This is a genomic window from Micromonospora sp. NPDC050276, from assembly GCF_044459545.1.
In the GTDB taxonomy this organism is placed as follows: Bacteria; Actinomycetota; Actinomycetes; order Mycobacteriales; family Micromonosporaceae; genus Micromonospora.
Window position 1 is genome coordinate 293030 of record NZ_JBITJA010000003.1, and the last position, 25842, is coordinate 318871.

The 25842-nt window shown below is 73.0% G+C and carries 23 protein-coding genes and 1 riboswitch; of the genes, 15 read left to right on the top strand and 8 right to left on the bottom strand.

Annotated features, from left to right (window positions below; translation table 11 throughout):
* Nucleotides 1-888 (top strand): carbohydrate ABC transporter permease, encoded by an 888-nt coding sequence (locus ACIBF8_RS07420; RefSeq protein WP_396781503.1) that lies wholly within the window; start codon nt 1-3, stop codon nt 886-888.
* A 45-nt stretch (nt 889-933) separates the two neighbouring features.
* Here ACIBF8_RS07420 and ACIBF8_RS07425 read toward each other — a convergent pair whose 3' ends face one another.
* The gene (locus ACIBF8_RS07425) at nt 934-1509 is read right to left on the bottom strand and encodes a GNAT family N-acetyltransferase (RefSeq protein ID WP_396781504.1); all 576 of its coding nucleotides are present in this window, start codon (nt 1507-1509) and stop codon (nt 934-936) included.
* A 35-nt stretch (nt 1510-1544) separates the two neighbouring features.
* On the opposite strand from ACIBF8_RS07425, the gene ACIBF8_RS07430 reads away from it, so the two are divergent.
* Nucleotides 1545-2819, top strand: a complete 1275-nt coding sequence (locus ACIBF8_RS07430) for a glycosyltransferase 87 family protein (RefSeq protein WP_396781505.1) — start codon at nt 1545-1547, stop codon at nt 2817-2819.
* On the opposite strand, the gene ACIBF8_RS07435 is transcribed toward ACIBF8_RS07430, so the two are convergent.
* Nucleotides 2718-3269 carry a GNAT family N-acetyltransferase gene (locus tag ACIBF8_RS07435; RefSeq protein WP_396781506.1) on the bottom strand — a complete coding sequence of 184 codons (552 nt, stop codon included), beginning with the start codon at nt 3267-3269 and terminating at the stop codon, nt 2718-2720. The genes ACIBF8_RS07430 and ACIBF8_RS07435 overlap by 102 nt on opposite strands.
* A gap of 79 nt (nt 3270-3348) precedes the next feature.
* On the opposite strand from ACIBF8_RS07435, the gene ACIBF8_RS07440 reads away from it, so the two are divergent.
* From ACIBF8_RS07440 to ACIBF8_RS07460, 5 genes are all read left to right on the top strand, one after another.
* Nucleotides 3349-4578 carry a winged helix-turn-helix domain-containing protein gene (locus tag ACIBF8_RS07440; protein ID WP_396781507.1) on the top strand — a complete coding sequence of 410 codons (1230 nt, stop codon included), beginning with the start codon at nt 3349-3351 and terminating at the stop codon, nt 4576-4578.
* A gap of 152 nt (nt 4579-4730) precedes the next feature.
* Nucleotides 4731-5258 carry a DUF2752 domain-containing protein gene (locus ACIBF8_RS07445; RefSeq protein WP_396781761.1) on the top strand — a complete coding sequence of 176 codons (528 nt, stop codon included), beginning with the start codon at nt 4731-4733 and terminating at the stop codon, nt 5256-5258.
* A 301-nt stretch (nt 5259-5559) separates the two neighbouring features.
* Nucleotides 5560-6300, top strand: coding sequence for an FAD-dependent thymidylate synthase (thyX, locus tag ACIBF8_RS07450; protein ID WP_278153990.1), 741 nt, complete (start codon nt 5560-5562; stop codon nt 6298-6300).
* A 47-nt stretch (nt 6301-6347) separates the two neighbouring features.
* Nucleotides 6348-7274 carry a 4-hydroxy-tetrahydrodipicolinate synthase gene (gene dapA, locus ACIBF8_RS07455; RefSeq protein WP_396781508.1) on the top strand — a complete coding sequence of 309 codons (927 nt, stop codon included), beginning with the start codon at nt 6348-6350 and terminating at the stop codon, nt 7272-7274.
* A 52-nt stretch (nt 7275-7326) separates the two neighbouring features.
* Nucleotides 7327-9015, top strand: coding sequence for a ribonuclease J (locus ACIBF8_RS07460; protein WP_124854118.1), 1689 nt, complete (start codon nt 7327-7329; stop codon nt 9013-9015).
* A gap of 60 nt (nt 9016-9075) precedes the next feature.
* Here ACIBF8_RS07460 and ACIBF8_RS07465 read toward each other — a convergent pair whose 3' ends face one another.
* Nucleotides 9076-10653: a YbjN domain-containing protein gene (locus ACIBF8_RS07465; protein ID WP_396781762.1), complete on the bottom strand. Its 1578-nt coding sequence runs from the start codon at nt 10651-10653 to the stop codon at nt 9076-9078.
* Between the two features lie 80 nt (nt 10654-10733).
* Entirely contained in the window at nt 10734-11213 is a 480-nt protein-coding gene (locus ACIBF8_RS07470) for a YbjN domain-containing protein (protein ID WP_396781509.1), read from the bottom strand.
* A 113-nt stretch (nt 11214-11326) separates the two neighbouring features.
* On the opposite strand from ACIBF8_RS07470, the gene ACIBF8_RS07475 reads away from it, so the two are divergent.
* Nucleotides 11327-13789: a DNA translocase FtsK gene (locus tag ACIBF8_RS07475; RefSeq protein ID WP_396781511.1), complete on the top strand. Its 2463-nt coding sequence runs from the start codon at nt 11327-11329 to the stop codon at nt 13787-13789.
* A gap of 67 nt (nt 13790-13856) precedes the next feature.
* Here ACIBF8_RS07475 and ACIBF8_RS07480 read toward each other — a convergent pair whose 3' ends face one another.
* Both ACIBF8_RS07480 and ACIBF8_RS07485 read right to left on the bottom strand, forming a co-directional pair.
* Nucleotides 13857-14102, bottom strand: a complete 246-nt coding sequence (locus ACIBF8_RS07480) for a hypothetical protein (protein ID WP_112586600.1) — start codon at nt 14100-14102, stop codon at nt 13857-13859.
* A gap of 74 nt (nt 14103-14176) precedes the next feature.
* Nucleotides 14177-14491 (bottom strand): DMT family transporter, encoded by a 315-nt coding sequence (locus ACIBF8_RS07485; protein WP_396781512.1) that lies wholly within the window; start codon nt 14489-14491, stop codon nt 14177-14179.
* A gap of 56 nt (nt 14492-14547) precedes the next feature.
* A riboswitch (guanidine-III (ykkC-III) riboswitch) is annotated at nt 14548-14610 on the bottom strand.
* A gap of 102 nt (nt 14611-14712) precedes the next feature.
* Between ACIBF8_RS07485 and ACIBF8_RS07490 the strand changes: the two genes are divergently transcribed.
* From ACIBF8_RS07490 to ACIBF8_RS07520, 7 genes are all read left to right on the top strand, one after another.
* A complete protein-coding gene (locus ACIBF8_RS07490) occupies nt 14713-15636 on the top strand; it encodes an ornithine cyclodeaminase family protein (RefSeq protein WP_396781513.1) in 924 nt (307 codons plus the stop codon).
* A 90-nt stretch (nt 15637-15726) separates the two neighbouring features.
* Nucleotides 15727-17235, top strand: a complete 1509-nt coding sequence (rimO, locus tag ACIBF8_RS07495) for a 30S ribosomal protein S12 methylthiotransferase RimO (protein ID WP_396781514.1) — start codon at nt 15727-15729, stop codon at nt 17233-17235.
* A 77-nt stretch (nt 17236-17312) separates the two neighbouring features.
* Nucleotides 17313-17903 carry a CDP-diacylglycerol--glycerol-3-phosphate 3-phosphatidyltransferase gene (pgsA, locus tag ACIBF8_RS07500; protein ID WP_396781515.1) on the top strand — a complete coding sequence of 197 codons (591 nt, stop codon included), beginning with the start codon at nt 17313-17315 and terminating at the stop codon, nt 17901-17903.
* A gap of 149 nt (nt 17904-18052) precedes the next feature.
* Nucleotides 18053-18700, top strand: a complete 648-nt coding sequence (locus tag ACIBF8_RS07505) for a CinA family protein (protein ID WP_396781516.1) — start codon at nt 18053-18055, stop codon at nt 18698-18700.
* 152 nt (nt 18701-18852) lie between these two features.
* The gene (locus tag ACIBF8_RS07510; protein WP_396781517.1) at nt 18853-19287 is read left to right on the top strand and encodes a helix-turn-helix domain-containing protein; all 435 of its coding nucleotides are present in this window, start codon (nt 18853-18855) and stop codon (nt 19285-19287) included.
* A 197-nt stretch (nt 19288-19484) separates the two neighbouring features.
* On the top strand, nt 19485-20357 hold the full coding sequence (locus ACIBF8_RS07515; RefSeq protein WP_396781518.1) for a PspA/IM30 family protein: 873 nt from the start codon (nt 19485-19487) through the stop codon (nt 20355-20357).
* Nucleotides 20358-20380: 23 nt separating this feature from the next.
* The gene (locus ACIBF8_RS07520; RefSeq protein ID WP_396781519.1) at nt 20381-21166 is read left to right on the top strand and encodes a hypothetical protein; all 786 of its coding nucleotides are present in this window, start codon (nt 20381-20383) and stop codon (nt 21164-21166) included.
* Nucleotides 21167-21226: 60 nt separating this feature from the next.
* Here the strand turns inward: ACIBF8_RS07520 and ACIBF8_RS07525 are convergent, their stop codons facing one another.
* Nucleotides 21227-24832, bottom strand: a complete 3606-nt coding sequence (locus ACIBF8_RS07525) for a hypothetical protein (RefSeq protein WP_396781520.1) — start codon at nt 24830-24832, stop codon at nt 21227-21229.
* A gap of 166 nt (nt 24833-24998) precedes the next feature.
* A complete protein-coding gene (locus ACIBF8_RS07530; RefSeq protein ID WP_396781521.1) occupies nt 24999-25808 on the bottom strand; it encodes a DNA-formamidopyrimidine glycosylase family protein in 810 nt (269 codons plus the stop codon).
* Nucleotides 25809-25842 lie beyond the last annotated feature (34 nt).

Sequence of the window (25842 nt, forward strand, 5' to 3'; positions counted from 1 at the left end):
ATGGCCGTGCTCACCGACCGCCCGGCGGCGGCGCCCGCGCGGCGCGACGAGCGCGCGGTCCGCACCCTGGTCACCCGCTTCCTGGGGTACGCCACGCTGGTCTTCTTCGGGCTGGTGTTCCTCTACCCGTTCGTCATCCAGATCGGCAACGCGCTCAAATCCGAGCCCGACGCGGCGGCGAACCCACTGTCGCCGTTCCCGGACCCGCTCACGCTGGACGGCTTCGAGCGGATCTTCGCCGGCACCAACTTCCCCCTGTGGCTGGGCAACTCGCTGCTGGTGACGGTGCTGGTCACCATCGGGCGGGTGTTCTTCGACTCGCTCGCCGGGTACGCGCTGGCCCGACTGCGGTTCCGGGGGCGCGGCGGGCTGTTCGCCGCCGTCATCGCGGTCATCGCGGTGCCCGGGGTGGTGCTGCTGATCCCGAAGTTCCTGGTGCTCAACCAGCTCGGCATCTACAACAGCTACGCCGGTCTGGTGGTGCCGCTGCTGGCCGACGCGGCGGGCGTGTTCATCATGAAGCAGTTCTTCGAGTCGATCCCGGTCAGTGTCGAGGAGGCCGCCCGGATCGACGGGGCGAGCATCTTCCGCACCTTCTGGTCGGTGGTGCTGCCGATGGCGAAGCCGGCGCTGATCACCCTCACCATCCTGTCGTTCCAGGGCTCCTGGAACGAGTTCCCGCACAGCCTGGTGTCGGTGCAGGACCCGAACCTGTTCACCCTGCCGCGGGGCCTGGCCGACCTGGTCAGCGGTTCACTCGGCAGCGGCACCCAGTACCCGCTCAAGCTCGGCGCCGCGCTGCTGGCCACCATCCCGGTGGCGATCATCTTCGTGGTGTTCCAGCGGTACTTCGTCCGCGACGCCAACGACGGCTCGGACAAGGGCTGACCCGGGTCGGTGTGGGGGCCACGACTCCGGGGCCGCCACACCGGCTCACTCGACCTTCTCGCTCGGGACGGCCACGTGCAGGCGCACCTGCGGCACCAACATGTCGTCGACGTCGAGCGCGCGGGCCGCGCCGTCAGGCTCCCACCCGGTGCTGGTGAGGAACGTGCGGGTCGCCTCGTCACCCTCGAACGCCCAGGCCACCGCCCGGCTCAGGCCGTCCTCCCGCCAGAGGTCGACGGCGGCGGCGAGCAGTCGACTGCCGTGCCCCCGCCGCCCCCAACGCGGCTCGACCAGCAGGTCGGTCACGGCCGCCACGTCCGGGCCGAGAGCGTCGGCCGGCTCGCCCGGGGCCAGGGCCTCGCCGTCGGCCGGGCCGGACGCGGCGAACCCCACCAGATACGATTGCTCGGCCTGTTCGACGGCGACCAGCACCCGGTGCGCGCCGGAGGGCGGCTCCTGCACGGCGGCGCTCCACCGCCGGGCGAGGAAAGCCTCGTCCAGGTTGTCGAGTACATGCCGAGGCAGGATCCGGCGGTACGCGACCCGCCAGGTCGCGAGCTGGATGCGTGCGATCTCGCCGGCGTCCTCGGGACGCGCCGGGCGGACGTACCCGAGAGCCATGGGACGGAAGCCTACGCAGGGCGAGGGAGACGACGGTGGCGCAGGGTGCCAACAGGACGACCGCGCAGGTCGTCGGGGTGGTGGTGCTCGCCGCGGCGGTCACCGGGTTCCTCGCCGTCGCGGCCGTCCGGCACGGGTTCTTCGACCTGAAGGTCTACTACGGCGCGTTGACCTTCTGGGTGCACGACGGCGGGGAGATTTACGACTACCTCAAGCCGGGCACCCAGTACGGCTTCACCTATCCACCGTTCGCCGCGCTGGTCATGCTGCCGATGGCGTACCTGCCGTGGTCGGCCGCGATCGTGGTGAGCGTGCTCGCCAGCGTGGCCACCACGACGGTACTGATCTGGTGGCTGGTCGACCCGATCGCCCGCCGTGCCGGCTGGACCCGGTGGTTCGCCCTCGCCGTGGCGCTCTGCCTGGCGGCCGCGTTCGAGCCGATGCGGGAGACGGTCAACTTCGGCCAGGTCAACACGTTGCTGCTCTTCCTGGTGGCGGTGGATCTGCTGCGGCTGCTGCCGACCGGCAGCCGGTGGACCGGAGTCGGTATCGGCCTCGCCACGGCGATCAAACTGACCCCGGGCGTCTTCATCGTCTACCTGCTGGTGACCGGGCGGTGGCGGGCGGCGCTCACGGCCAGCGGCACGGCGGCGGGCGTGTCGCTGCTGGCCGGCGCGCTCTTCCCGGACGCCTCCCGGGAGTTCTGGACCGAGGCGTTGTGGAACACCGGTCGGGTGGGCGAGCTGGCCTTCGTCTCCAACCAGTCGCTGCGCGGGGTGGTCGCCCGGCTCGACCCGGAACACCCGAACACCCTGCTGTGGCTTGTGCTGGTGCTCGGCACCCTGGCGCTGTGGGCCTGGCGGTCCCGGGCCGCCGTCGCGGTCGGCGACGAGGCGACCGGCCTGGCGCTGACCGGCGCGGTGATGTGCCTGGTCAGCCCGGTCACCTGGGTGCACCACCTGGTCTGGCTGCTGCCCGCGTTGATCCTGCTGGTCGACAACGCGATGGCCGCGCCGGCCGGCCGCCGACGGCGGGTCCTGCTGGTCGCCGCGACCATCGGGTACGCGCTGCTGATCAGCCGGACCGTGTGGTTCTGGGAGAAGGACTTCACCGGCGTCGACGGCTTCCTGGGCAGCAACGCCTACGTGTGGATCAGTCTGGCGCTGCTGGCCTTCCTGCCGATCCGCCGGTGGCTGACCCCGGGAGGGTCAGCCGTGGAGGCGTCCGGTGTACCGCAGCTCGACCAGCCCGACCGGGGGGCGTTCGCCGGCCAGCGGCACCTGGTAGGTCGACCGCTCACCGTCCGGTGACAGGCCCGCGCGCTCGCAGAACCGGCGGGCCCGCCGGTTATCTGCCAGCACCCACGCCCGGTACCCGGTCCAGCCCCGCTCGGTGAGACCGGCGCGGGCGGCGTCCAGCAGGGCGGCGGCGGTCCCGTCACCCCAGCACGTCGGCTCCACGTAGAGCGCCAGCACCTCGCCGACCGTCGGGTCCAGGTCGTCCCGGTCCTGGTTGCGGCGGTACGGTCCGAAGGTGGTGAAGCCGACGACCAACCCGTCCACCTCGCCCAGCAGGGTGGTGAACGGGTGCTCCGGATCGGCGGTGCCGACGTCGCGACGGCGCTGCGCCCAGGCCACCACGTTGAGCCGCCCGAGCACCTCGTCCGGCATGAAGCCGGCATAGCCCGCCTGCCAGCCATGCACGTGCACCCGGGCGACCGCCTCGGCGTCGTCCGGCTCCTCCCGACGGATGGTCAGCATTGCACCGTTCTATGCCTCGTTGGCCGTCACGTCCAGCTTCCCGCACCGGCGTCGTACCGATGAATTAGGGTCGCCGACGATGACCGCACCGGAATCACTCTCGCTCGCCCAGGCCCGGCGGGTGGCGCTCGCCGCCCAGGGCTTCGCCGACCCGGCGCCGGCCGGGGTGCCCACCCGCCGGCACCTGCGTCGGGTCCTCAGCCGGGTCGGGTTGATCCAGATGGACTCGGTCAACGTGCTGCAACGCGCGCACTACCTGCCGCTCTACAGCCGGCTCGGGCCCTACCCGACCACGCTTCTCGACCAGGCCGCCTACCGGCGCCCGCGTGAGCTGTTCGAATACTGGGGCCACGAGGCGTCGCTGGTGCCGGTCGAGCTGCACCCGCTGCTGCGCTGGCGGATGGCCCGCGCGCACAGCGAATCCTGGGGCGGCATGCGGCGGATCGCTCAGGAGCAGCCGGAGCTGGTCGCCTGGGTCCGCGACGAGGTGGCCGCCCGAGGGCCGCTGACCGCCGCCGAGATCGAGCACGATGCGCCCCGGGAAACCGGCAACTGGGGGTGGAACTGGTCGGCGGTCAAGCGGGCGCTGGAGTTCCTCTTCTGGGCCGGGGAGGTGACCGCCGCCGAGCGCAGCAGCTCCTTCGCCCGTCGCTACGACCTGCCCGAGCGGGTGCTGCCCGCAGCGGTGCTGGCCGCGCCCACCCCGACGGACGCCGAGGCGTACCGCGCGCTGGTGTCCCTCGCGGCGCGGTCGCTGGGGGTGGCCGCCGAGCCGGAGCTGCGTGACTACTTCCGGCTGCCGCTGGCCGGTGCCCGGCAGGCCGTCGCCGAGCTGGCCGAGGCCGGTGAGTTGGTGCCGGTCACCGTGGCGGGCTGGCGTCAGCCGGCGTGGCTGCACGCGTCGGCACGACTGCCCCGCTGGGTGCGGGGCAACACCCTGGTGAGCCCATTCGACCCGCTGATCTGGGAACGCGCCCGCACCGAGCGTCTGTTCGACTTCAGCTACCGCATCGAGATCTACGTGCCGGCACCCCAGCGGGTCTACGGCTACTACGTGCTGCCGTTCCTGCAGGGCGACCGGTTCACCGCCCGGGTCGATCTCAAGGCCGATCGCAAGGCCGGGGTGCTGCTGGTCCCGGCCGCCTGGCTCGAGCCGGGCGCCGACCCGGGGGAGACGGCGGTGGCGCTCGCCGCCGAGCTGTACCGGCTCGCCGGCTGGCTCGGCCTGGACTCGGTGGCACCGCCGCCGGCCGGCGACCTGGCCGGTCCGCTCACCGCCGCGTTGGCCGGCGTGTCCGGTGTACCGTGAGGCGCGTGACGAGCACTCCCGGACCGGTCGACCCGCCACAGCCCTCCCCCGGGGCGGTCCACACGGCGGCGACCGACGGGGCGCCCGGCGACGTGAGTCCCGGCGGCTTCGGTCCCGGCGGCTCGGTTTCCGGTGGCTTCGGTCCCGGCGACGTGGGCCGTGGCGGCTTCGGTCCCGGTGCTGGTCCGGAGGGCTGGCCGACGACCCCGCCCGGTGGCTACGCGGCTCCCGAGCCGGACCGGCTCACCCGGTTCGTGCTGCGACTCTATGAACGGTCCCCGCGCTGGGCGGTGCCGCTGGCGGCGGTTGGCTGCGTCGCCGTCGGCATGAGCTACGCGCTGCTCAGCAACCCGACCCACGCCGACCCGGATGCCGCGCCCACCTGTCTGCTCAAGCTGACCACCGGGCTGGACTGCCCAGGCTGCGGCGGCACCCGCGCCCTCTGGTACGTGCTGCACGGCGACCTGCCGGCCGCCGCCCGGCACCATTTCCTGTTCGTCTTCGCGCTGCCGTTCCTCGCGTACCTCTTCGTGGCGTGGGCGGGCAGCCAGGCGTTCGGTTGGCGACTGCCCGAGCTGCGGATCAGCTCGAAGGTCATCGGCGGTTTCCTGGCCGCGTGGCTGGCCTTCTCGGTCCTGCGCAACCTGCCCTGGGCGCCGTTCACCTCGCTCTACGTCTGACTCGCTCTCCGTCTAACCTGTCGTCCGACCGATGCGCCGCTTCGCGGGCCATGATCGACTCGGGCTTCAGGAAATCGGGCCATCCAGGGGACCCGGACACCCCCACCTCCAGGAACCCGAGTCGATCACCCCGCCAGCGGCCGCACACCCGCGCCCTCGGACCCGCCCACGTCCCGGGGCGTCGTCGGCTCCGGCGCTGTCGTCGTCGGCTCCGCCGCTGTCTGAGTGATCGACATTGCAGGGGGCGTGCCTGAGTTGGGCCGGGAGGCGCTGCGCCACTACAGTCCCAGGAATGCCGGACATGGTGCAGCCCCAGGTCAAGTTGATCGCGTGGACCCAATTCGCGGCCCCGGACGACGTGCCGTGGTCGACCGACGCGGAGGGTGGCCAGGCGCTCGCCGAATTCGCCGGCCGGGCCTGCTACCAGTCCTGGAAGAAGCCGAACCCGGCGACCGCCACCAACGCCGGCTACCTGGCGCACATCCTCGAGGTGGGCCACCTGAGCGTGCTGGAGCACGGGTCGGTCACCTTCTACTTCACCGGGGTGTCCCGCTCCTTCACCCACGAGCTGATCCGGCACCGGCACTTCTCGTACTCCCAGCTGTCCCAGCGCTACGTCCCCGAGCGGGACGCGGCCATGGTCGAGCCGGCGGTCATCGCCGACGACCCGGAGCTGCACAAGAAGTTCGTGGAGGCCGCCGAGGCCAGCGTTCGGGCGTACACCGAGCTGCTGGAGGGCCTTGAGCAGCGCTTCTCCGACGAGCCCAACCCGACGCTGCGCCGCAAGCAGGCCCGGCAGGCGGCCCGGGCGGTGCTGCCCAACGCCACCGAGACCCGGATCGTGGTCACCGGCAACTACCGGGCCTGGCGGCACTTCATCGCGATGCGGGCCACCGAGCACGCCGATGTGGAGATCCGTGAGCTGGCCGTGGAGTGCCTACGCCAGCTCCAGGGCGTCGCCCCGAACGTGTTCGCCGACTTCGTGATCTCCACGCTGCCGGACGGCACCGAAGTGGCGGCCAGCCCGCACGAGGCGTCCTGAGCCCTTCCCCGGCGGGCCTCGGCTGGTCGTCCGCTAGGTTGGAGGGTATGACGCACGACCACCTCGACGCCGCGGCCCGACCGGCGTCCCGCCCCTTCGGCCGGCTGCTCACCGCCATGGTGAGCCCGTTCACCCCAGACGGCTCCCTCGATCTCGACGGTGCCGCCCGGCTGGCGAACCACCTGGTCGACGAGCAGGGCAACGACGCGCTGGTGGTCAACGGCACCACCGGCGAGTCGCCGACCACCACCGACGCGGAGAAGGAACAGCTGATCCGGGCCGTGGTGGAGGCCGTCGGTGACCGCGCCAGAGTGATCGCCGGCGTCGGCACCAACGACACCCGACACACCATCGAGCTGGCCGCCGCCGCCGAGAAGGCGGGCGCGCACGGCCTGCTGGTGGTCACCCCGTACTACAACAAGCCGCCGCAGAGCGGGTTGCTGCGACACTTCACCGCGGTGGCCGACGCCACCGGCCTGCCGGTGATGCTGTACGACATTCCGCACCGCTCCGGCGTGCCGATTGACACCGAGACGCTGGTCCGGCTCGCCGAACACGGCCGGATCGTCGCGGTCAAGGACGCCAAGGGCGACCTGACCGCCACCAGCTGGGTCACCAGCCGCACCGACCTCGCCTTCTACAGCGGCGAGGACGCCCTCACCCTGCCGGCGCTGGCCGTCGGATCCGTGGGCGTGGTCGGCACCTCGACGCACTTCACCGGGGCGCTGACCGCACAGATGATCGAGGCGTACGACGCGGGGGACATGCTCACCGCGCTGGCCCTGCACCGGCGGCTGCTGCCGCTGTTCACCGGCATCTTCCGCACCCAGGGCACCATCCTGGTGAAGGCGGGCCTGGCGTCGCTGGGCCTGCCGGCCGGCCCGGTGCGACCCCCGCTCGTGAACGCCACCGACGACGAGATCGCCCAGCTGCGCGCGGACTTCGCGGCAGCGGGCCTGGAGCTGCCCGAATGAACGAACGACACGATGGACGCCGAGTGACGGCGTCGCAGAATGAGGTGGACGCGTGACCGAGGCGCACATCGAGGCGGAACTACCCCCGCCGCTGCCGGAAGGTGGCCTGCGGATCATCCCGCTCGGCGGGCTCGGCGCCATCGGTCGGAACATGACCGTCTTCGAGTACGACGGCAAGTTGCTGATCGTCGACTGCGGGGTGTTGTTCCCCGACGTCGAGCAACCGGGTGTGGACCTGATCCTGCCCGACTTCGGCCCGATCCTGGACCGGCTGGCCGACGTCCAGGCGATCGTGCTGACCCACGGTCACGAGGACCACATCGGCGCGGTGCCCTACCTGCTCGCCCACAAGCCCGACATTCCGCTGGTCGGCTCACAGTTCACCCTCGCCCTGGTCGAGGCGAAGTTGGCCGAGCGGCGCATCCAGCCGTACACGCTGACCGTGCGGGAGGGTGGCCGCGAGCGGCTCGGCCCGTTCGAGTGTGAGTTCTTCGCGGTCAACCACTCGATCCCGGACGCCCTCGCGGTGGCCATCCGCACCCCCGCCGGCCTGGTGCTGCACACCGGCGACTTCAAGATGGACCAGCTGCCGCTGGACGGCCGGATCACCGACCTGGCCGGCTTCGCGCGGCTCGGCGCGGAGGGCGTCGACCTGCTGCTGTCCGACTCCACCAACGCGGAGATCCCCGGCTTCGTCACCCCGGAGCGGGAGATCGGGCCGGTGCTCGACTCGATCTTCGCGAAGGCCAAGGGTCGGATCATCGTGGCCTCGTTCGCGTCACACGTGCACCGCGTGCAGCAGGTCTTCGACTCCGCCGCCGAGCACGGCCGCAAGGTCGCGCTGATCGGCCGGTCCATGGTGCGCAACATGGGCATCGCCCGGGACCTCGGCCTGCTCAACATCCCGGCCGGCCTGGTCATCGGGATCGAGGAGGCGACCACGCTGCCGCCGGAGCAGATCGTGCTGATGTCCACCGGCTCGCAGGGTGAGCCGATGAGCGCGCTGGGCCGGATGGCCAGCGGCGACCACCGGCACATCACCATCGCTCCCGGCGACACCGTCGTGCTGGCCTCCTCGCTGGTGCCGGGCAACGAGACCTCGGTCTACCGGGTGATCAACCGGCTGGCCCGGGCCGGCGCGGTGGTCGTGCACAAGGACGTGGCGAAGGTGCACGTCTCCGGGCACGCCCCCGCCGGGGAGCTGCTCTACCTGCTCAACGTGGTCCGGCCCAGCAACCTGATGCCGGTGCACGGCGAGTGGCGTCACCTGCGCGCCCACGCCCGACTCGGCATCGAGTCCGGGGTCGCCGCCGACCGGGTGGTGATCTGCGAGGACGGCGACGTGGTCGACCTGGTCGAGGGCCGCGCCAGCCTGGTGGGGCACGTGAAGAGCCGGTACGTCTACGTGGACGGTCTCGCCGTCGGTGACGTCAGCGAGTCGCTGCTCACCGAACGGCGGATCCTGGGTGACGGCGGCTTCATCGCCACCACCGTGGTCGTCGACTCGGTCACCGGCAAGGTGGTCGCCGGCCCGACGCTGTCCGCGAAGGGCTTCTCCGAGGACCCGGAGGCGTTCAACCCGGTGGTGCCGCTGGTCACCGAGGCGCTCAACCGGGCCGCGGCGGACGGCATCACCGACCCGCACCAGCTCCAGCAGATCGTCCGGCGGACCGTGGGGCGGTGGGTCAACGACAAGTACCGTCGTCGGCCGATGATCGTGCCCACCGTGGTCGAGGTCTGACCAACTCCCGCTGACGCCGGTCCACCCGTTCGGGGTGGGCCGGCGTCGCCGCGTCCGGGGTCAGGGCAGCGCCGCGACCGCCGCGGCGTACGCGAGGCCGGTGGCGATGGCGGCGTCCACCAGGACTCGCAACTGTGCCGGGGCGACCCCGTGCGCCAGGTCGGTGGCCACGTCGCCGGCCAGCACCAACTCGTCGCCGAGGTCGTGCGCGTACGCCTTGGGCAGCAGCCGGTCGTGGTTCCACGCGTTGCAGAAGGCGTACGCCTCGGCGCGGCGGGCCGTCGGCAGTCGGCGGTTGGCCATGGCGCGGGCGTGCAGCACCTCACCGCGCTCACCGGCCCGCCGGAACTGGATCACCGCGCCGTCCCAGTGGCCGACCACCGTTTCGCCCTCGTCCACCAGGTACCGGTCGCCGCGCCCGTCCAACGCCGCGGTGATCATGCCGAGGGACAACGCGGACACCTCGCGGTCGCCCAGCTCGAGCTCAGCGTCGGAGCGGTCGGTGTCGGGCTCGTCGAGACCGTCAGAGTCGTCGTCGGCGGGCAGCGGGACCGGCGCCGCCAGGGGGCGCTCGGCCAGCCGGGCGGCCATCCGTCCGGAGTGGTGCCCGGTGCCGTTGCGCGCGTCGAAGCTGCCGGCCAACTCGCTGGCCACCCCGAACAGCAGTGCCCCGAGCGCGGTGACGTCCAGCTCGCTGGCCGTCCGCTCGCCGTACGCCGGGCGGGGCATCGTCCGCCCGCCCAGCCCGGCCTCCGTGGCCAGCCCGCAGACCAGCGCGCCGGCGGCGGCGAACTCCATGGCGGCGAGGTCGTCGGTCGGTCGGTCCAACCGGGGCAGCTGCTCGGCCAGAATGGCCAGCCCGCGCTCCAGGTGCCCGCCCAGGGCGCAGAACCGCAGGTGCACGGCGAGGTGCGGGAACGCCGCGCGCTCATGGCGGTGCCGGCGGTACGCCCGCACGTGTGCCGCCGCCGCCCGCTCCGGCTCGCCGGTGCGCAGTGCCGGCAGCAGAGCGGCGACCAGGTCCCGCTCGGGCTGGTCGGTGCAGGACTGCGGGTCGCCGTCGGATTCGGCAAGCTCGGCGAGCGCGGCGGTCCACTCGCCCCAGCCGGTCAGCAGTTCGGCGCGCCGGGCCGAGGCGCAGCCCGGGCAGCCCCCGGCTGGGCCGGGCCGCCTTCCGGACCACCGCTCGTACCAATGCCGGGCGGTGGGCTCGTCGCCCAGATGATCGGCGATCCGGCAGTGCAGCTCGGCGACGGTCGGTGTGTCCGGGCCGTCCGCGCCGACCCGGTGGGCCAGGTCGTGCAGCAGGGACCGGGTCTGGTCCAGCCCGACCCGGGGGGTGCCGAGCAGCGCCTCCACCGCGTACCGCTGGTAGCGCAGCAGCAGCCCGGCCTCGGTGTCGGTGAGCAGGTCGGGCCGGTGGTCGGCGGCGGCTCGGCAGCGCCGGACCGGCTCCACCAGGCGCCACCGCTCCCCGTGCAGCAGGTACGCCTCGATCAGCGCGAACCGCGCGTCCATCCCGGACCGGACGTCGCCGGCGGCGTCGGCGCGCTCGGCGAGCCGTTCCAGCGCCACCTGCCGGGCCGGGCCGTCGGGGAGGTCCCGGGCATCGGCGAGCGCGGCCCCCAGCGCCGGCACCCGCCCCCGCGCGAAGCGGTCCCCACCACCGCCGGTGGGAGACGTGCCGGTGCGGCTGCCGGTGAACTCGTCCCGGCCGGTCACGACGGCACCGCGCCGGGCAGCCGACGGACCGCCACGGCCAACTGGCAGCCGGTGGAGATGCCGCAGTCGAGCAGTTGGTCGAGCTGGTGGGGGGTCACGCCGCGTTCCAGGTCGGTGATCACCTCTCCGTACACCCGGGCCCGACCGTCGTCGTCGACGTGCACGAACGCCTTGGGCCAGAGCCGGTCGTGGTTCCAGGAGTTGCAGAACGCGTACAGGTCGGGCACCCGCTCGATGCCGAAGGTGGGATCCACCATGGTGCGGATCTGGAGCAGCTCCCCGTCCCCGCCGACCCGGAGGAACCAGATCGTGTTGTCGTCGAAGTGGCCCACCAGCTCGCCGTCCGGGGTCTGGCCGACGGACCGGCCGCGGGCAGCGAGCACCGCGGCGACCAGTTCGCCGGTCAGCGGACGCAGTGCGCCAGGGTGCCCGGCCAGCGGATCGTCCGGATCGCCCTCGATTTCCGGCGACGCCATGGGGCATCCCTTCTGAGGCGGATATCACGACCGGCGGTGGGGTTCGTGTTACGACGCGCGGACACGACCCGGAAAAGCGGGGATCTGCCCGGCCCCACCGTTACCGTGACTCTATGGCGGGCCGTACCTCTCAGGCGAGCCGGCGGCGCGGCGCGTCGCCGCGCGGTGGCACCAACAGTCGTGCCCGTCAGCCGGCGAAGAAGACCACCCGGGCACCGGTCCGACGTCGCACCACGCCGCCCCGGCCCGGGCCGGCGGTCTACGTCGGCCGCGCGGTCGGTGCACTGTGGATGGGGCTGGCGCACGGAATGGGCTGGGCCGTGCGCGCCGCCGGCCGGCAGGCCGCCTCGGCCCGCGACCTCGACCCGGAGCACCGTCGGGATGGCGCGGGTCTGCTCATGTTCGGACTTGCCCTGCTCAGCGCCGTGGCGCTCTGGCTGTCCGGAGCGGGCCCGGTGGGCGCGCGACTGGCCGACACGATCCGGCTGTTCCTGGGCGCGATCTCGGTGGTCGTACCGGTGCTGTTGATGATCGGGGCGTGGCGGCTGATGCGTCAGCCGGCCGATCCGGAGCACCGGGGCCGTGGGTTGATCGGCTGGGGCTCGCTGCTCGTGTCGACCGCCGCGCTGCTCCAGATCGGTCAGGACCCGGCCGACCCGCTGCAACGTGACTTCGCGGGCGGCCTGGTGGGCGCCGGCGTCGGTGGGCTGCTGGAGCGCGCGGTGACCGCCTGGGTGGCGGTGCCGCTGCTGATCCTGCTGCTGCTCTTCGGTCTGCTCGTGGTGACCGCGACGCCGATCAACAAGATCCCCGAGCGGCTGGGCCTGCTCGCGGGCGGGCTGGTCAGCACGCCGGAGAGCGCCGAGGAGGACGCGGACGAGCCGGCCGCCAAGCCGGCGCGTAAGCGACCGGCGAAGCGGATGCCCCCGCCGCTGGACCCGGACGACTTCGAGGACCTGGACGGCGCGGACCTCCAGGAGACCATGGTGCTGCCGCGTAAGTCGCCGGCGAAGGTGCCGGCGAGCCGCAAGCCGCCGGTCGAGCCGCCGGAGCACTCACCCGCCCCGACCCGGGCCGAGCAGTTGGCATTGACCGGGCTGGCCGGGGACTACACCCTGCCGCCGGCCAACATGCTCAGCGCCGGGGCCGCCGCGAAGACCCGCAGCAAGGCCAACGACGAGGTGATCGCCGCGCTGACCGGCGTGTTCGACCAGTTCGATGTGGATGCCGCGGTCACCGGCTTCACCCGTGGCCCGACCGTCACCCGCTACGAGGTGGAGCTGGGGCACGGCGTCAAGGTCGAACGGATCACCCAGCTGTCCCGCAACATCGCGTACGCGGTGAAGTCGCCGGACGTGCGGATCCTCAGCCCGATCCCGGGCAAGAGCGCCGTCGGTGTGGAGATCCCGAACACCGACCCGGAGAACGTCGCCCTCGGTGACGTGCTGCGCTCCCGCGCGGCGACCAGCGACCACCACCCGATGGTGGTGGCGCTCGGCAAGGACATCGAGGGCGGCTACGTGGTGGCCAACCTCGCCAAGATGCCGCACATCCTCATCGCCGGCGCCACCGGCGCGGGCAAGTCGAGCTGCCTCAACACCCTGCTGGTGTCCATCCTCACCCGGGCCACCCCGGACGAGGTGCGGCTGCTCCTGATCGACCCGAAGCGGGTCGAGATGACCGGCTACGAGGGCATCCCGCACCTGGTCACTCCGATCGTGACCAATGCCAAGAAGGCGGCCGACTCGCTGGACTGGGTGGTCCGCGAGATGGACATGCGCTACGACGACCTCGCCGCCAACGGGGTCCGGCACATCGACGACTTCAACCGCAAGGTCCGCAACGGCGAGATCAAGGCCCCGCCGGGCAGCGAACGCGAGATGCGCCCGTACCCGTACCTGCTGGTGATCGTGGACGAGCTGGCCGACCTGATGATGGTCGCGCCGCGCGACGTGGAGGACTCCGTCGTCCGGATCACCCAGCTGGCCCGCGCGGCGGGCATCCACCTGGTGTTGGCTACGCAGCGCCCCTCGGTCGACGTGGTGACCGGTCTGATCAAGGCGAACGTGCCGTCGCGGCTGGCGTTCGCCACCTCGTCCCTCGCGGACTCCCGGGTCATCCTCGACCAGCCGGGCGCGGAGAAGCTGCTCGGCCGTGGTGACGGGCTCTTCCTGCCGATGGGCGCCTCCAAGCCGGTCCGCATCCAGGGCGCCTGGGTCACCGAGCGCGAGATCGCCGACGTGGTGAAGTTCTGCAAGGACCAACGGGAGCCGGAGTTCCGCCCGGACGTGCTGGCCCCGGCACAGGAGAGCAAGAAGAAGATCGACGAGGACATCGGCGACGACCTGGACCTGTTGGTGCAGGCGGTCGAGCTGGTGGTCACCTCGCAGTTCGGCTCGACCTCGATGCTTCAGCGCAAGCTGCGGGTCGGTTTCGCGAAGGCGGGCCGACTGATGGATCTAATGGAGACCCGGGGCGTGGTCGGCCCGTCCGAGGGGTCGAAGGCGCGCGACGTGCTGGTCAAGCCGGACGAGCTGGAGGAGGTCCTGGTCGGCCTGCGCGGTGACGTGGACTGACCGGCAGCCGACCGCCGGACACGCGAAGGGCCCGCCGACAGCCGGCGGGCCCGTGTCGTGGGAGCGGTCAGTTGTTGATCAGGGCCCCGATGATCACCAGGCTGATGATCGCGGCGACGACGCTGGCCACGGCGGCGTACCAGCCCAGTGGCTTGTCACCGAGCACCGCGCCGACGACGCCCGCGATGACGCCGAGCACGCCAAAGATGATCGGGTTGAGCAGCAGGGCGAGGACCGCGAAGACGAAGCCCACGATGGTGAGGATGCGGGCGGCGTTGCTGCGGGGACGGGCGGTACTCGGCATGTCGGCCATGTCTTCCTCCGGGTGAGAGCCTGTCGTGACGTATCGATCACTACCCACTGCGGGCGGCTGTCACGCGTGCGTTCTCAGTGGAAGATCTTCAACCCGATCGCTCCCGCGACCACCAGCAACAGGCAGAGGATCCGGGGCAGGCTCGCCGACTCGCCGAGTGCCAGCATTCCGACCAGCGCGGTGCCGACCGCGCCGATGCCGACCCAGACCGCGTAGCCGGTGCCGACCGGGATGTCCCGGAGCGCGTATGACAGCCCGGCCATGCTCAGCAGCAGGGTCACCGCGAACACCACGGACGGGATCGGCCGGCTGAAGCCGGCGCTGCGGTCCAGGGCGATCGCCCAGGCCGTCTCCAGCAGTCCTGAGATCACCAGTACGAGCCAGGCCATCGTTCACCTCACCGGGAGTGCCCGGGGCTGCCGCGCCGGGACGAGTCTGCACGTCACGCGGGGCGTCTTGGCCTGACCGGGTACGCCCACCACTCGTCCGGAGCGGCCACGGGCATCCGGAGCCGCCAGTGCCGACGCTAGCACCGGCTCGGGCGGCGTGGCGGTGACCATCGACACGCTCTGTTGACCTCCACCTGACTTCAACTTGCAGTATCGCCAGCATGACCCTGCTCTACGCCGACCCCGAGGTCGCCGCCGCGCTGGACGCCGCCACCACGGTCGAGGCCATGCGCGCCGCCCTGCTGGCCGCGTACGAGGGACGCCTCATCGCACCGCCCCGGGCCGCCGCACCGCTCGGCGGCGGGCGGATGGTGCTGACCGCCGGGCACCTGGTCGGCGAGTGGTACGGCTTCCGCTCGTACGACACCTTCGGCCACCCGCAGGGCGAGCAGTTGGTGGTGCTGCACGACGCCCGGACCGGGGCGATCCGGGCGGTCGCGGTCGGTGCGGAGCTGGGTTCCCGCCGTACCGGCGGCTTGGGAGGTCTCGCGGTCGACGCGCTGGCTCGGCCCGACGCCGCCACCCTCGCGGTGATCGGCTCCGGCCGGCAGGCGTGGACCCAGGTCTGGGCCACCGCCGCCGTCCGCCCGCTGCGCGAGGTGGTGGTGCACAGCCGCTCCGCGGCCCGCCGGGACGCCTTCGCCGCCCGGGTGCGGAGCGAACTGGGCGTGCCGGCCCGCGCGGTGGCCGACCCGCGCTCGGCCGTCGCCGGGCGGGACCTGGTGGTGCTCGCGACCACCAGCCCGACCCCGGTGCTCTGCGCCGCCGACCTCAGCCCCGGCACGCACGTCAACGCGGTCGGGTTCAAGCAGCGCGACCGCAGCGAGTTCGGCACCGACCTGCTGGACGCCGCCGATCTGCTGGTCACCGACTCGCCGGCTCAGGCAGCGGACTACCAACCGCCGATGCTCGCCGCCACACCCCCGTACGCCGGGCGGTTGCGCGACCTGGGCGCCATCCTGGCCGGCGCGGTCCCCGGCCGGGGCACCGCGGACCAGGTCTCCGTCTTCTGCTCCACCGGCCTGGCCGGCACCGAGGTCTTCCTGCTCGACGCGCTGACCCGGGTGGCAGCCGGGGCGCGCTGACCGGCCGGTGGGACAGGGCTGACCGACATGGTGTCGACCGTCTCCGCAGCCCGCGTGCGTGGGCTTGCCCGGCCGGCCCGGTACCCTCGGATGGTGTCTGCCACCTCTCCTTCTCCCGCTGACCACGCCGAGGGCCGTCGCGTCGCCCTGCTGACCCTGGGCTGTGCCCGCAACGAGGTCGACTCGGAGGAGCTGGCCGCCCGTCTGCACGCCGACGGCTGGCAGGTGACCACCGACGGCGAGGGCGCCGACGTGGTGGTCGTCAACACCTGCGGTTTCGTGGAGAAGGCCAAGCAGGACTCGATCCAGACCCTGCTCGCCGCCGCCGGAACGGGCGCCAAGGTGGTCGCCGCGGGCTGCATGGCGGAGCGGTACGGCCGGGAGCTGGCCGACAGCCTGCCCGAGGCGCAGGCGGTGCTGAGCTTCGACGACTACCCGGACATCGCCGCCCGGCTGAACGCGGTCGTCGCCGGTGAGCAGATCACCGCGCACACCCCACGGGACCGGCGTGAGCTGCTGCCGCTGACTCCGGTGCGGCGCCGCGACAGCGGGGTGTCGCTGCCCGGGCACGGCACCGTGACCCGCACTGTTGTCGATACCGACGAGCACACCCCGGCACACCTGCGCCAGGTGCTGCGCCGACGGCTCGACACCGGCCCGGTGGCCTCGCTGAAGCTGGCCAGCGGCTGCGACCGCCGTTGTGCGTTCTGCGCCATTCCGGCCTTCCGGGGGGCGTTCGTCTCGCGTACGCCGGACGAACTGCTCGCCGAGGCGGAGTGGCTGGCCAAGACCGGCGTACGCGAGCTGGTGCTGGTCAGTGAGAATTCCACCTCGTACGGCAAGGACCTGGGTGACCCGCGTGCCCTGGAGAAGCTGCTGCCGCAGCTCGCCGCGGTGACCGGCATCGTCCGGGTGCGGGCCAGCTACCTCCAGCCGGCCGAGACCCGGCCCGGGCTGGTCGAGGCGATTGCCACGACCCCGGGTGTGGCACCGTACTTCGACCTGTCGTTCCAACACTCCAGTGAGTCGGTGCTGCGCCGGATGCGACGTTTCGGCTCTACCGACCGATTCCTGGAGCTGCTGGCGAGCGCCCGTGCCCTGGCTCCGGAGGCGGGTGCCCGGAGCAACTTCATCGTGGGTTTCCCCGGCGAGACCCGCGCCGACGTCGACGAGCTGGTCCGGTTCCTGACCGAGGCCCGGCTCGACGCGATCGGCATGTTCGACTACAGCGACGAGGACGGCACCGAGGCCGCTGGGCTGCCCGGCAAGGTCTCCGCCGCGACGATCAAGCGACGCTACGACCGGCTCAGCGCCCTCGCCGACGAGCTCTGCTCGCAGCGGGCCGAGGACCGGCTGGGCTCGACCGTCGAGGTGCTGGTCGACTCGATCTCGGACGGCGTGGTGGAGGGTCGGGCGGCGCATCAGGCGCCGGAGGTGGATGGTTCCACCACCCTGGTCGCCCCGGCCGAGGGCGGGGTCGACCTGGCCGCGCTGCGCCCGGGTGACCTGGTGCGCGCAACGGTGACCGGCACCGAAGGGGTGGACCTGCTCGCTGTGCCGGATGAGATGATCTCGGCGGCGCCCGGCGCGGCACGGTGACGGCGGGTCCGAGCGGAGCGGGGGAGCCAGGTGGTGCGGTGCCGGGAACGCCACGGCAGCCCGAGCGGAGTGCGGCGGTGACCGGGGCGACGGAGTCGACGCCGGGCCGGGTGGTGGCCGTGGTGCCCGTGGTCAACGCGGCCAACGCGCTGACCGCCCTGCGGCTGGTGCTGGTGCCGGTCTTCGCCGCCTCGGTGATCATGTCCGGTATGACCCATGCCGGCTGGCGGATCGCGGCCTGTCTGATCTTCGCGGTGGCTTCGGCGACGGACCTGGTGGACGGCTGGATCGCCCGCCGGTTCGGGCTGGTCACCTCGGTCGGCAAGGTGGCCGACCCGATCGCCGACAAGGCGCTCACCGGCGCGGCGCTGGTGCTGCTCTCCTGGTACGACCAGCTGCCCTGGTGGGTGACCGCGCTGATCCTCGTCCGCGAGCTGGGCATCACCGGGCTGCGCTTCTGGGTAATCCGCCACGGCGTGATCGCTGCCAGCCGGGGCGGCAAGGTCAAGACCGCGCTACAGATCCTGGCCATCGCCTGGTATCTCTGGCCGATGCCGGCCGCCCTCGCCGCCGTCGGCCCGTGGATCATGGCGGCCGCCGTCCTGGTCACGGTCGCCACCGGCTTCGACTACATAGCCCAGGCCCTGCGCCTCCGCCGCCCGCGCTAGCCCCACCCGGGTGGCCGACACCTCGTTGATCATGAGGTTGGCGCCCTCAGGGCGGCGTGTCGCGCCGCCAACTTAATGATCGACGCGATTGGGTCGGGAGGGTTGGGGGCAGCAGGGTTGGGGGTTGGTGGGTGGGGAAGGAGTCGTTCATGCAGCGGGCGGCAGGTTCCGGGCGACCGGCGGACGCTGAGGCGGACGGTGCCGAGACGGGCAGTGCGGCGGCGAGCGTCGTGCACCGGCTGGCCCAACGGCACGAGACCCTGGCCACCGTCGAATCGCTCACCGGTGGGTCGCTGGCCTCCTCGATCGTGGACATCGCCGGGGTCAGCGGGATCTATCGGGGCGGCCTGGTGGTCTACGACACCGAGTTGAAGGGCACCCTGGCCGGCGTACCCGCCGACCTGCTGGCCGAGCGGGGACCGGTGGACCCGGACGTGGCGGCGGCGCTCGCCGAGGGGGGCCGCCAGCGCTGCGGCGCGGACTGGGGGCTGGCCACCACCGGCGTCGCCGGCCCCGAGCCGCAGGACGGCAAACCCGTCGGCCTGGTCTACGTCGCGGTGGCCGGCCCGAACGGCGGTGCGATCCGCCAACTCGACCTGGACGGTGGCCGGGACCATGTCCGTGCGGCGGCGGTGGTCGAGGGACTGCGCCTGCTCGCCGAGCGGCTCCACGCCGCCGACGCCGCCGACGACGCCGATGCCGCCGATGCCGACGACGACGCCGACGCCGACGCCGCGGTAGCCAAGGCCGGAGCTGCCCGGGGAGGGTCGGGAGCGGGCGCCGACGCGCCCCGGTGAGCCCGTCGCGGCGAACCGACGGGCGGGGCGGGATGTCGCCCGGGCCCGTAACGGGTACGGTTGCGGGAAGGCTCCGACGTTCGGGGTCGGCGCGGCCCGCCGCGACCGGCCGCCCAGCGCCGGGCGCGAGGTATCCCTCAGGGGGAGGTGCGATGATCCTGCTACGCCGGGTGATCGGTGACGCACTGCGAGCGCGCCGCCAGGGGCAGCAGCGCACGCTGCGTGAGGTCTCCACCGCCGCCAACGTCAGCCTTGGCTATCTCTCCGAGATCGAGCGGGGGCACAAGGAGCCGTCCAGCGAGCTGCTCGCCGCGATCTGTGACGCCCTGGGCGCCCGCCTGTCCGAGCTGCTGCGCGAGGTGAGCGACACCGTGGCGCTCGCCGAGCAGATGCCCGAGGTGCTCGTCTCGATGCAGGACGAGCCGGCCGAGGCCGCTGCCAAGAGCACCAGCCGGGGCGTCCGTCAGGTCACCTCCGACGGCAAGGTCGCTGTCTCGGTCCGCCAGGAGTCGCCGCTCAAGGCCACGCTGCGCAGCACCCGTGTCCGCCCGACCGAGCGCGACCGGGACGTGGTCTGCGCCGCCTGAGCCGCCGATCCGGTTGACCATGGGCGGGCTGGCCCCGGCCGCGTAGGGTTGCTCGCAGGAGCCGCCGGTGCTGTCGACCGCCGGTACGGATGCCTCGGTGGCGTTCGGCTGGGACGATGGAGACCGGCCGGTCATGGTCGGTCGGTTCAGCCGGCCCGGCCGTGGTGGAGCGACGCTACTGAGGGGATACCACGGAGATGGCGAACCCGTTCGTCAAGGGTTGGAACTACCTGATGGCGCTCTTCGGTGCGAAGATCGACGAGCATGCCGATCCCAAGGTGCAGATCCAGCAGGCCATCGAGGACGCCCAGCGGCAGCACCAGGCGCTGGTCCAGCAGGCCGCCGCCGTGATCGGCAACCAGCGTCAGCTGGAGATGAAGCTGTCCCGGCAGATGTCCGAGGTCGAGCGGTTGCAGGGCAACGCCCGGCAGGCCCTGGTGCTGTCCGACCAGGCCCGGGCCAAGGGCGACGAGGCCGAGGCGGCGCGTTTCGAGCAGTCGGCGCAGACCCTGGCCAGCCAACTCGTCTCCGCCGAGCAGGCCACCGAGGACCTGAAGACCCTGCACGACCAGGCGCTGGGCGCCGCAGCCCAGGCCCGCCGCGCAGTCGAGAACAACTCGATGATCCTCCAGCAGAAGCTCGCCGAGCGCACCAAGCTGCTCAGCCAGCTGGAGCAGGCCAAGATGCAGGAGACGGTGGCCCGCTCGCTGGAGTCGATGTCGTCGCTGACCGCGCCGGGCACCACCCCGTCACTGGACGAGGTGCGCGACCGCATCGAGCGCCGGTACGCCAACGCGATGGGTCGTGCCGAACTGGCCGGCAACTCCGTCGAGGGCCGTATGTTGGAGATTCAGAAGGCCACCATCGACTCGGCCGGCTCCGCTCGGCTGGAGCAGATCCGGTCCAGCATGGCGGGGGAGCAGCTCGGCGGCGCGGCACAGCGACCGGCCGTGCCGCAGGCCGAGAGGACCAGCCCGGCCAACGACCCGTCGGCCGCTGCCCGGCTGGACGAGCTGCGCGCCAGCATGGCCCGCGAGCGGGGCACCGGCGACCCGACCGCCGCCGGCTGAACGACTGAGCCGAGGAGGTCAGGGTGGCAGACGAGCGGACGCGGTACTTCCGGAGGCTGGGTCGGCTGCGCCGGTCCGCCCGCCGGTGGAGTGTGCTGGCCGGTGGGCTCGGCGGCGCGGCGGTGGTGCTGACTCCGTACGCCGGCCTTGGTCTGCCCGACGCGGCCTGGGCCGGTGCCGCGGGCAGTGCGGTGGCACTGGCCGCCTGGCGCTGGATCGACGTGCGTGCCCTGGCCGCCCAGCCGGCGCCTGCCGCGCTCGACCCGGCCGAGGCGGCGGCCCGGTCGCGGGCCCGGTTGGTCGCCGCCGTCGAGCGGCTGCCGGTCGGCCCGGGTGTGCTGGCCGAGGTGCGTCGGGTCCGCTCGCGGATCGCGCTGCGCGGCACCAGCGCCGGGGAGAAGTGGGCCCGACTGGACCGCGCGGCGCTCACCCTGGCCGGGATGGCCCCACGGCTCACCGGGCTGGCCGAGCCGGCGGTGCTGGAGGCGGCAGCCGCCGACCGTTCGCTGCGCGACCTGGCCGCGCGGGTGGCCAGCGTCGAACGTGCGCTGCGGCTGGCCCCGGCCGACGCCCGGCCGCCGCTGGCTGAGGCGCACGCCGTGCTGACCGCTCAACTCGAGGGCGGGGTGGCGGCGTACGAGCGGCTGGTGGTCGCCGCCGCCGGCTACCTGGCCGAGGACGCCCGACCGGAGACCGCCCACCCGGCCGCCGACCGGCTCACCGAGGCGACCGACCTGCTGCACGGCGTCGCCGGGGCCCTTGCCGAGCTGCGCGCCACCGGCACCCCGCTGCGCGCACCGACGCGCTGACGGCGCACCGACGCGCTGACGGCGCGCGAACGCGGATGGCGGCGCGCCGGTCCCGGCCGGTCACGGCGGCGTCGTCACCAGGACGGGCCCGCTGTACGGCGAGGTGCCCACGACGTTGAACGACCGGATCCGGTAGTGGTAGGTCACGCCCCGGGCCAGCCCGGTGTTCGTGAAGCTGCGCCCGGTCACGGTGAAAGTCGCCACCTCCCGGTCGAACGCCGGGTCCAGCGCCCGCTGCACGGTGAATCCGGCACCCGGGCCGCCGGGCGTGCTCGCCGCCCAGGCCAGGATCACCGTCGCGGTGTCCGGTCCCGGCGCGCTGGCGGTGGCGCTCACCCCGCTCGGGGTGCCGGGCGCGGGCGGCGAGGTCACCGTGGCGACGGTCGACCACGCCGAGGCGGCGCCCAGGTAGGTGGTCCGGACGCGGTAGTAGTACGTGGTGTCCGGGGCGACGGTCGCGTCCAGGTGGTTGTCGCCCACCCCGATCGCCGTGGTGCCCGGGCCGCTGGTGAACGTCGGGTTGGTGGCTCGCTGCACGTCGATGCCGGTGGCGAACGACCGGTTCGTCCAGCGCAGCGCCACCCGCAGCGGCGCGGCCGGCGGGAGCGTCGCGACCAGACCGCTCGGCGCGGCCAGGTGCACCGAGGCGGGCACCCCGTTCGACCAGGACGAGTAGCTGACCGCGTTCTCCGCTCGGATCCGGTAGTGGTAGGTAACCCCGGGAGTGACGGTCGCGTCCGTGTACCGGGTGGCGGCGGCCGCGACGGTGATCGTGGTGACGTCGCCGCCGAAGGTGGCGTCGGTGGCCCGTTGCAGCAGGTGGCTGGTGGCCGGTGGCCGCCCGCCGTTGCTGGTCCAGGCCAGCGCGATCGCGGGTAGCGCGGTGGCCGAGCCGGGCACCGGTGTGGCGGTCAGCCCGGTCGGCGCCTTCGGCGCCACCCGCAGCACCAGCGGTCGGGTCATCCCGCCATCCCGGTGGCCGGCGAGTTGACTGTGCCAGCGGTACTCCCAGCCGAGGTTGACCAGCTGGTTGACCACCGTGGCGGGTCGCCCGTCCGCCGGGCTGATCGGGGTCGACCCGGTCCGGGCTCCGGCCGGGCGACCGGGGTCGAGCAGCCGGAGGCTGTCACCCAGCTTGAACGGCAGCACCGGGGCGACCGGGCGCAGCGCCACCACCACGTCCTCCCGGGGGTGGACCCGGACGATCCCCTTCCAGCCCAGCTCCGTGCCGTGCGGGAGCCGCAGTGTGCCGTCCCAGCCGACCCGGTTGACCACCTGCACGTCGCAGCCGCCGATGTGCAGCGGCTCGGTCTGCCGGACGTTGCCGCTGATCCGCCAGAGCTGGGTGCCGTCGGTGGCGGCGCCCACCGGCACGGCGGGGTCAGTGGCGAAGAGCACCTCAGTGACCGGGTCGGTCGAGCCGAGCGGCAGGGTCGCCGGGCCGAGCGGCCCGGCGTGCGGGTGGCCGACGCCGAGGCGGCCGGCCAGCCGACCGTGGTCCGGCTCGAAGATCTGCTGCGCGGCCTTGACCGTGATCGGAAGGGTCACCGGGCCGGTGCCGGCCGGCGGCGTGAACGTCACAGTGGTGGCATGCACCGGCACTGTCGTCTGCGCCGGGGTCCGGGTCCCGAACGCCGCGTCGTACGCCGGCTGCGGGACGATCGGCGGGCGCTGACTGGCCGCGTACGCCAGGGGCAGCCGTTCCCGCAGTCGGCTCAGGTCGTACGGCGGCGCGGGTGTCCCGGTCACCCGGAACTGGAGCAGGGTACGGGTGTTCGGGCCGTACCCCGGTTCGGTCGGGGGTGGCCCGCCCTCGGCGCTGCGGTCCGGGGCGTCGGTGTGCTGGTCGTAGCGGGGGTCGAAGCCGGGCAGCGGGGCCGGGGCGTCGTTGTAGAGGATCAGCGTGCTGCCCGGCGGCACGGCGGAGAAGTCGACGAGCACGTCGGCCCGCTCCCCCGGGGCGAGCAGCAGGGTGTGCCCGTCGACGTTCAGCACGGTCGGGTCGAGCCGGTCGTAGCGGTAGCCGATCGGACGGTTCGGCAGCACCACCGGCGCTGGCAGGAGCCCGGCCTCGTTACCGATCTGGACGAATTCCGGCCCGGCGGCGCGCGGGTCCGGCACCCCGCCGTCGCGTCCGTCGGTCGGCCAGTCCGCCGGCCGGTCCGCCGCCCGCGACGCGGGCACCATCGGCACCTCACCGGCGTCACCGTCGGCGAGCACGCCGTCGGCCGTCCACATCGCCGCGTCCGAGCAGGCGCGGTAGAGCTGGAGGTTGAGGCTGCGGTCCAGGCAGGCGTTGAGGATCCGGAACCGGTACGCGCGTGGGCGCACCTCCAGGTACGGGTAGGCGACGCCGTTGACGAGCGGGGTGTCGCCGTACGCCTCGGGGACGGCGGACGGGTGCGGCACGCCGGGGTTCACCGGCGGCTCGTCCGGCGCGCCCACCGGATCGTGGTACGGGTTCGGCACCCAACCGTCGGTGCGGGCGGGGCCACGTGACCAGGGGCCGTAGTCCCACCGCCCGGTGGGGTTGCGGCCACCGGAGCGGTACGGGTTCTGCCGGGGCTGGTAGATGTGCGGGTGCCAGAGGCTGCCCCGGGCGCCCCAGCGTTCCCGGTCCCAGGTGGGGTCCTCGGCGGCGAGTTGGGTGTCGTCCGGGACGAACGTCTTGTCCTCGATCACCAGGGGCACCTGGTCGGCCGGCAGCACCGCGTCGGCGATGAGCTGGTCCTCGGCCGGGTCGGTGAGCAGGTAGAGCGCGAGCTGCCCGGCGTAGACGGTGAGCCGGGCCAGGCCGGGGGTGTTGTCGTGGAACCACAGCAGCCGGCCGCTCTGCTCGTTCGGGAAGTAGAGCGTGGTGGCCCCGCTGCCGGGCGCCGGCATGTCCGGCACGTGGACCAGGCCCGGCCCGCTCGGGTACGGGGTGATCTCCCCGGCCGGAGTGATCCACTGCCCCGGGTTGCCCGCGCTGGTCCAGCCGGTCTGCGCCCCGGCCAGGTGCAGCACGGCCCGGTTCTGCGGGTACGGCGCCGGTCCGTCCAGTGGGCCGAGGCCCGCTCCCTCGATCGTGTCGTCGACCGGCAGGAACAGCTCACCCGCCCGACCGGTGGGGAGCTGGTTGATGAACTTCACCCGGACCGGTCGACCCCGACGGGCGATGATCATCGGTCCGAGGTGCCAGGGTCGCTCCGGGGGAGCCACCGTGTTGTGCCCGGCCGGGTCGGTGCCCAGGTTGAGCTGGCGGTAGCCGCGCAGCCGGGTGGCCGGCAGGTCCCGGTGCAGCCGCTGCGCGTACTCCTGTAGGCCGATCTCGTAGTAGTCGCAGCCCGGATAGCTGATCGTGTCCGGTGCCGCCACCGGCAGGTGGCTGCCGAGGTCACCGCGGCCCTGCTGACCGGGGATGGGCAGCGGGTCGACGAACTTGCGCAGCCCGGTCCCCGGTGTCAGCTGCCCGTCGGGGCCACGTGTCGGGCGAGGGCTGTGGGCGAAGTTCGGCACGGGGCCGAAGTAGCGGGGCACCACGGCCGGGTCCAGGCTCGGCGTCGGAAGGGCCTCCTCGGCGGTACGCGCGGTCGGCACGGACACCGCCCGGCCGTTGGCGCTGGCGTCGGTGTCGCGGGTGGTCCGCTCGAAGAAGGTGGAGCGGAGTCTGCGGAACATCGCCATGACTCTCCCCGGGTTCGGGGCGCGAAGTCCGCCACCCCGGCGTGGGGACCTCGGCACTCTGCTGACGGTCGGTGAGCGCTCAACCGCAGCATGCGACTCCGGCGGCCGGATAGGAATTACCCAATCGTCCGTTTCTGTGATGGGTCTTGCTCAACGCGTGCCCTGGTCAGCCGGATGACGGTGGACCCGGGCGCGCAGGCTGGCAGGCCGGGCACCAGTAGGTGACCCGGTCGCCCAGCTCCTCCTTGCGGATCGCGGTGCCGCAGCGGCGGCAGGGCTGGGCGCGGCGGCCGTACACGTAGCTGGTCTGCCCGCGGTGCAGCGAGCCGGTGCTGCTCTGCGCCCACCGACCGCGGTTGGCGGCGAGCAGCCGCTGCGCGAGGGTCACCAGGCCGGGCAGGTCGGGCACCCCACCGACCGGTGTCCACGGTGACACCCCGCGCAGGAACAGCACCTCGCACTTGTAGAGGTTGCCCACGCCGGCCAGGTTGCGCTGGTCGAGCAGCGCCTCGCCGATGGTCTGCTCCGGGTGCTCGGCGAGCCGACGGACCGCCTCGGCCGGGTCCCAGTCCGCGCCGAGCAGATCGGGGCCGAGGTGGCCGACCAGTTCGTCCTCCTCCGCGGTCGGCACCAGGGCCATGTCGTGCAGGTGGTAGCCGACCGCGACGGCGCCGGGGCTGCGCAGCACCACCCGGATCAGGTGCGCGGGTCGGCCGCTCCAACGTTCCCCCGGGGCGTACGCCCGCCAGGCGCCGTCCATCCGCAGGTGGGAGTGCAGGGTCCAGGGCTCCTTGGTCGGAGTGCTGAGGCGCAGCAGTAGGTGCTTGCCCCGGCTGGCCGACTCGCGGACGGTCCAGCCGGTGAGATCCGTGGTCGCCAGCTGCGGCACCCGGAAATCGCTGCCGGTGATCCGCGCGCCGGCCAGCGCGCGGTGCAGCACGCGCGCGGTGTTCCAGACGGTGTCGCCTTCGGGCACCCTGCCATCCTCCCTCTTTCGAGCAAGATTCGCA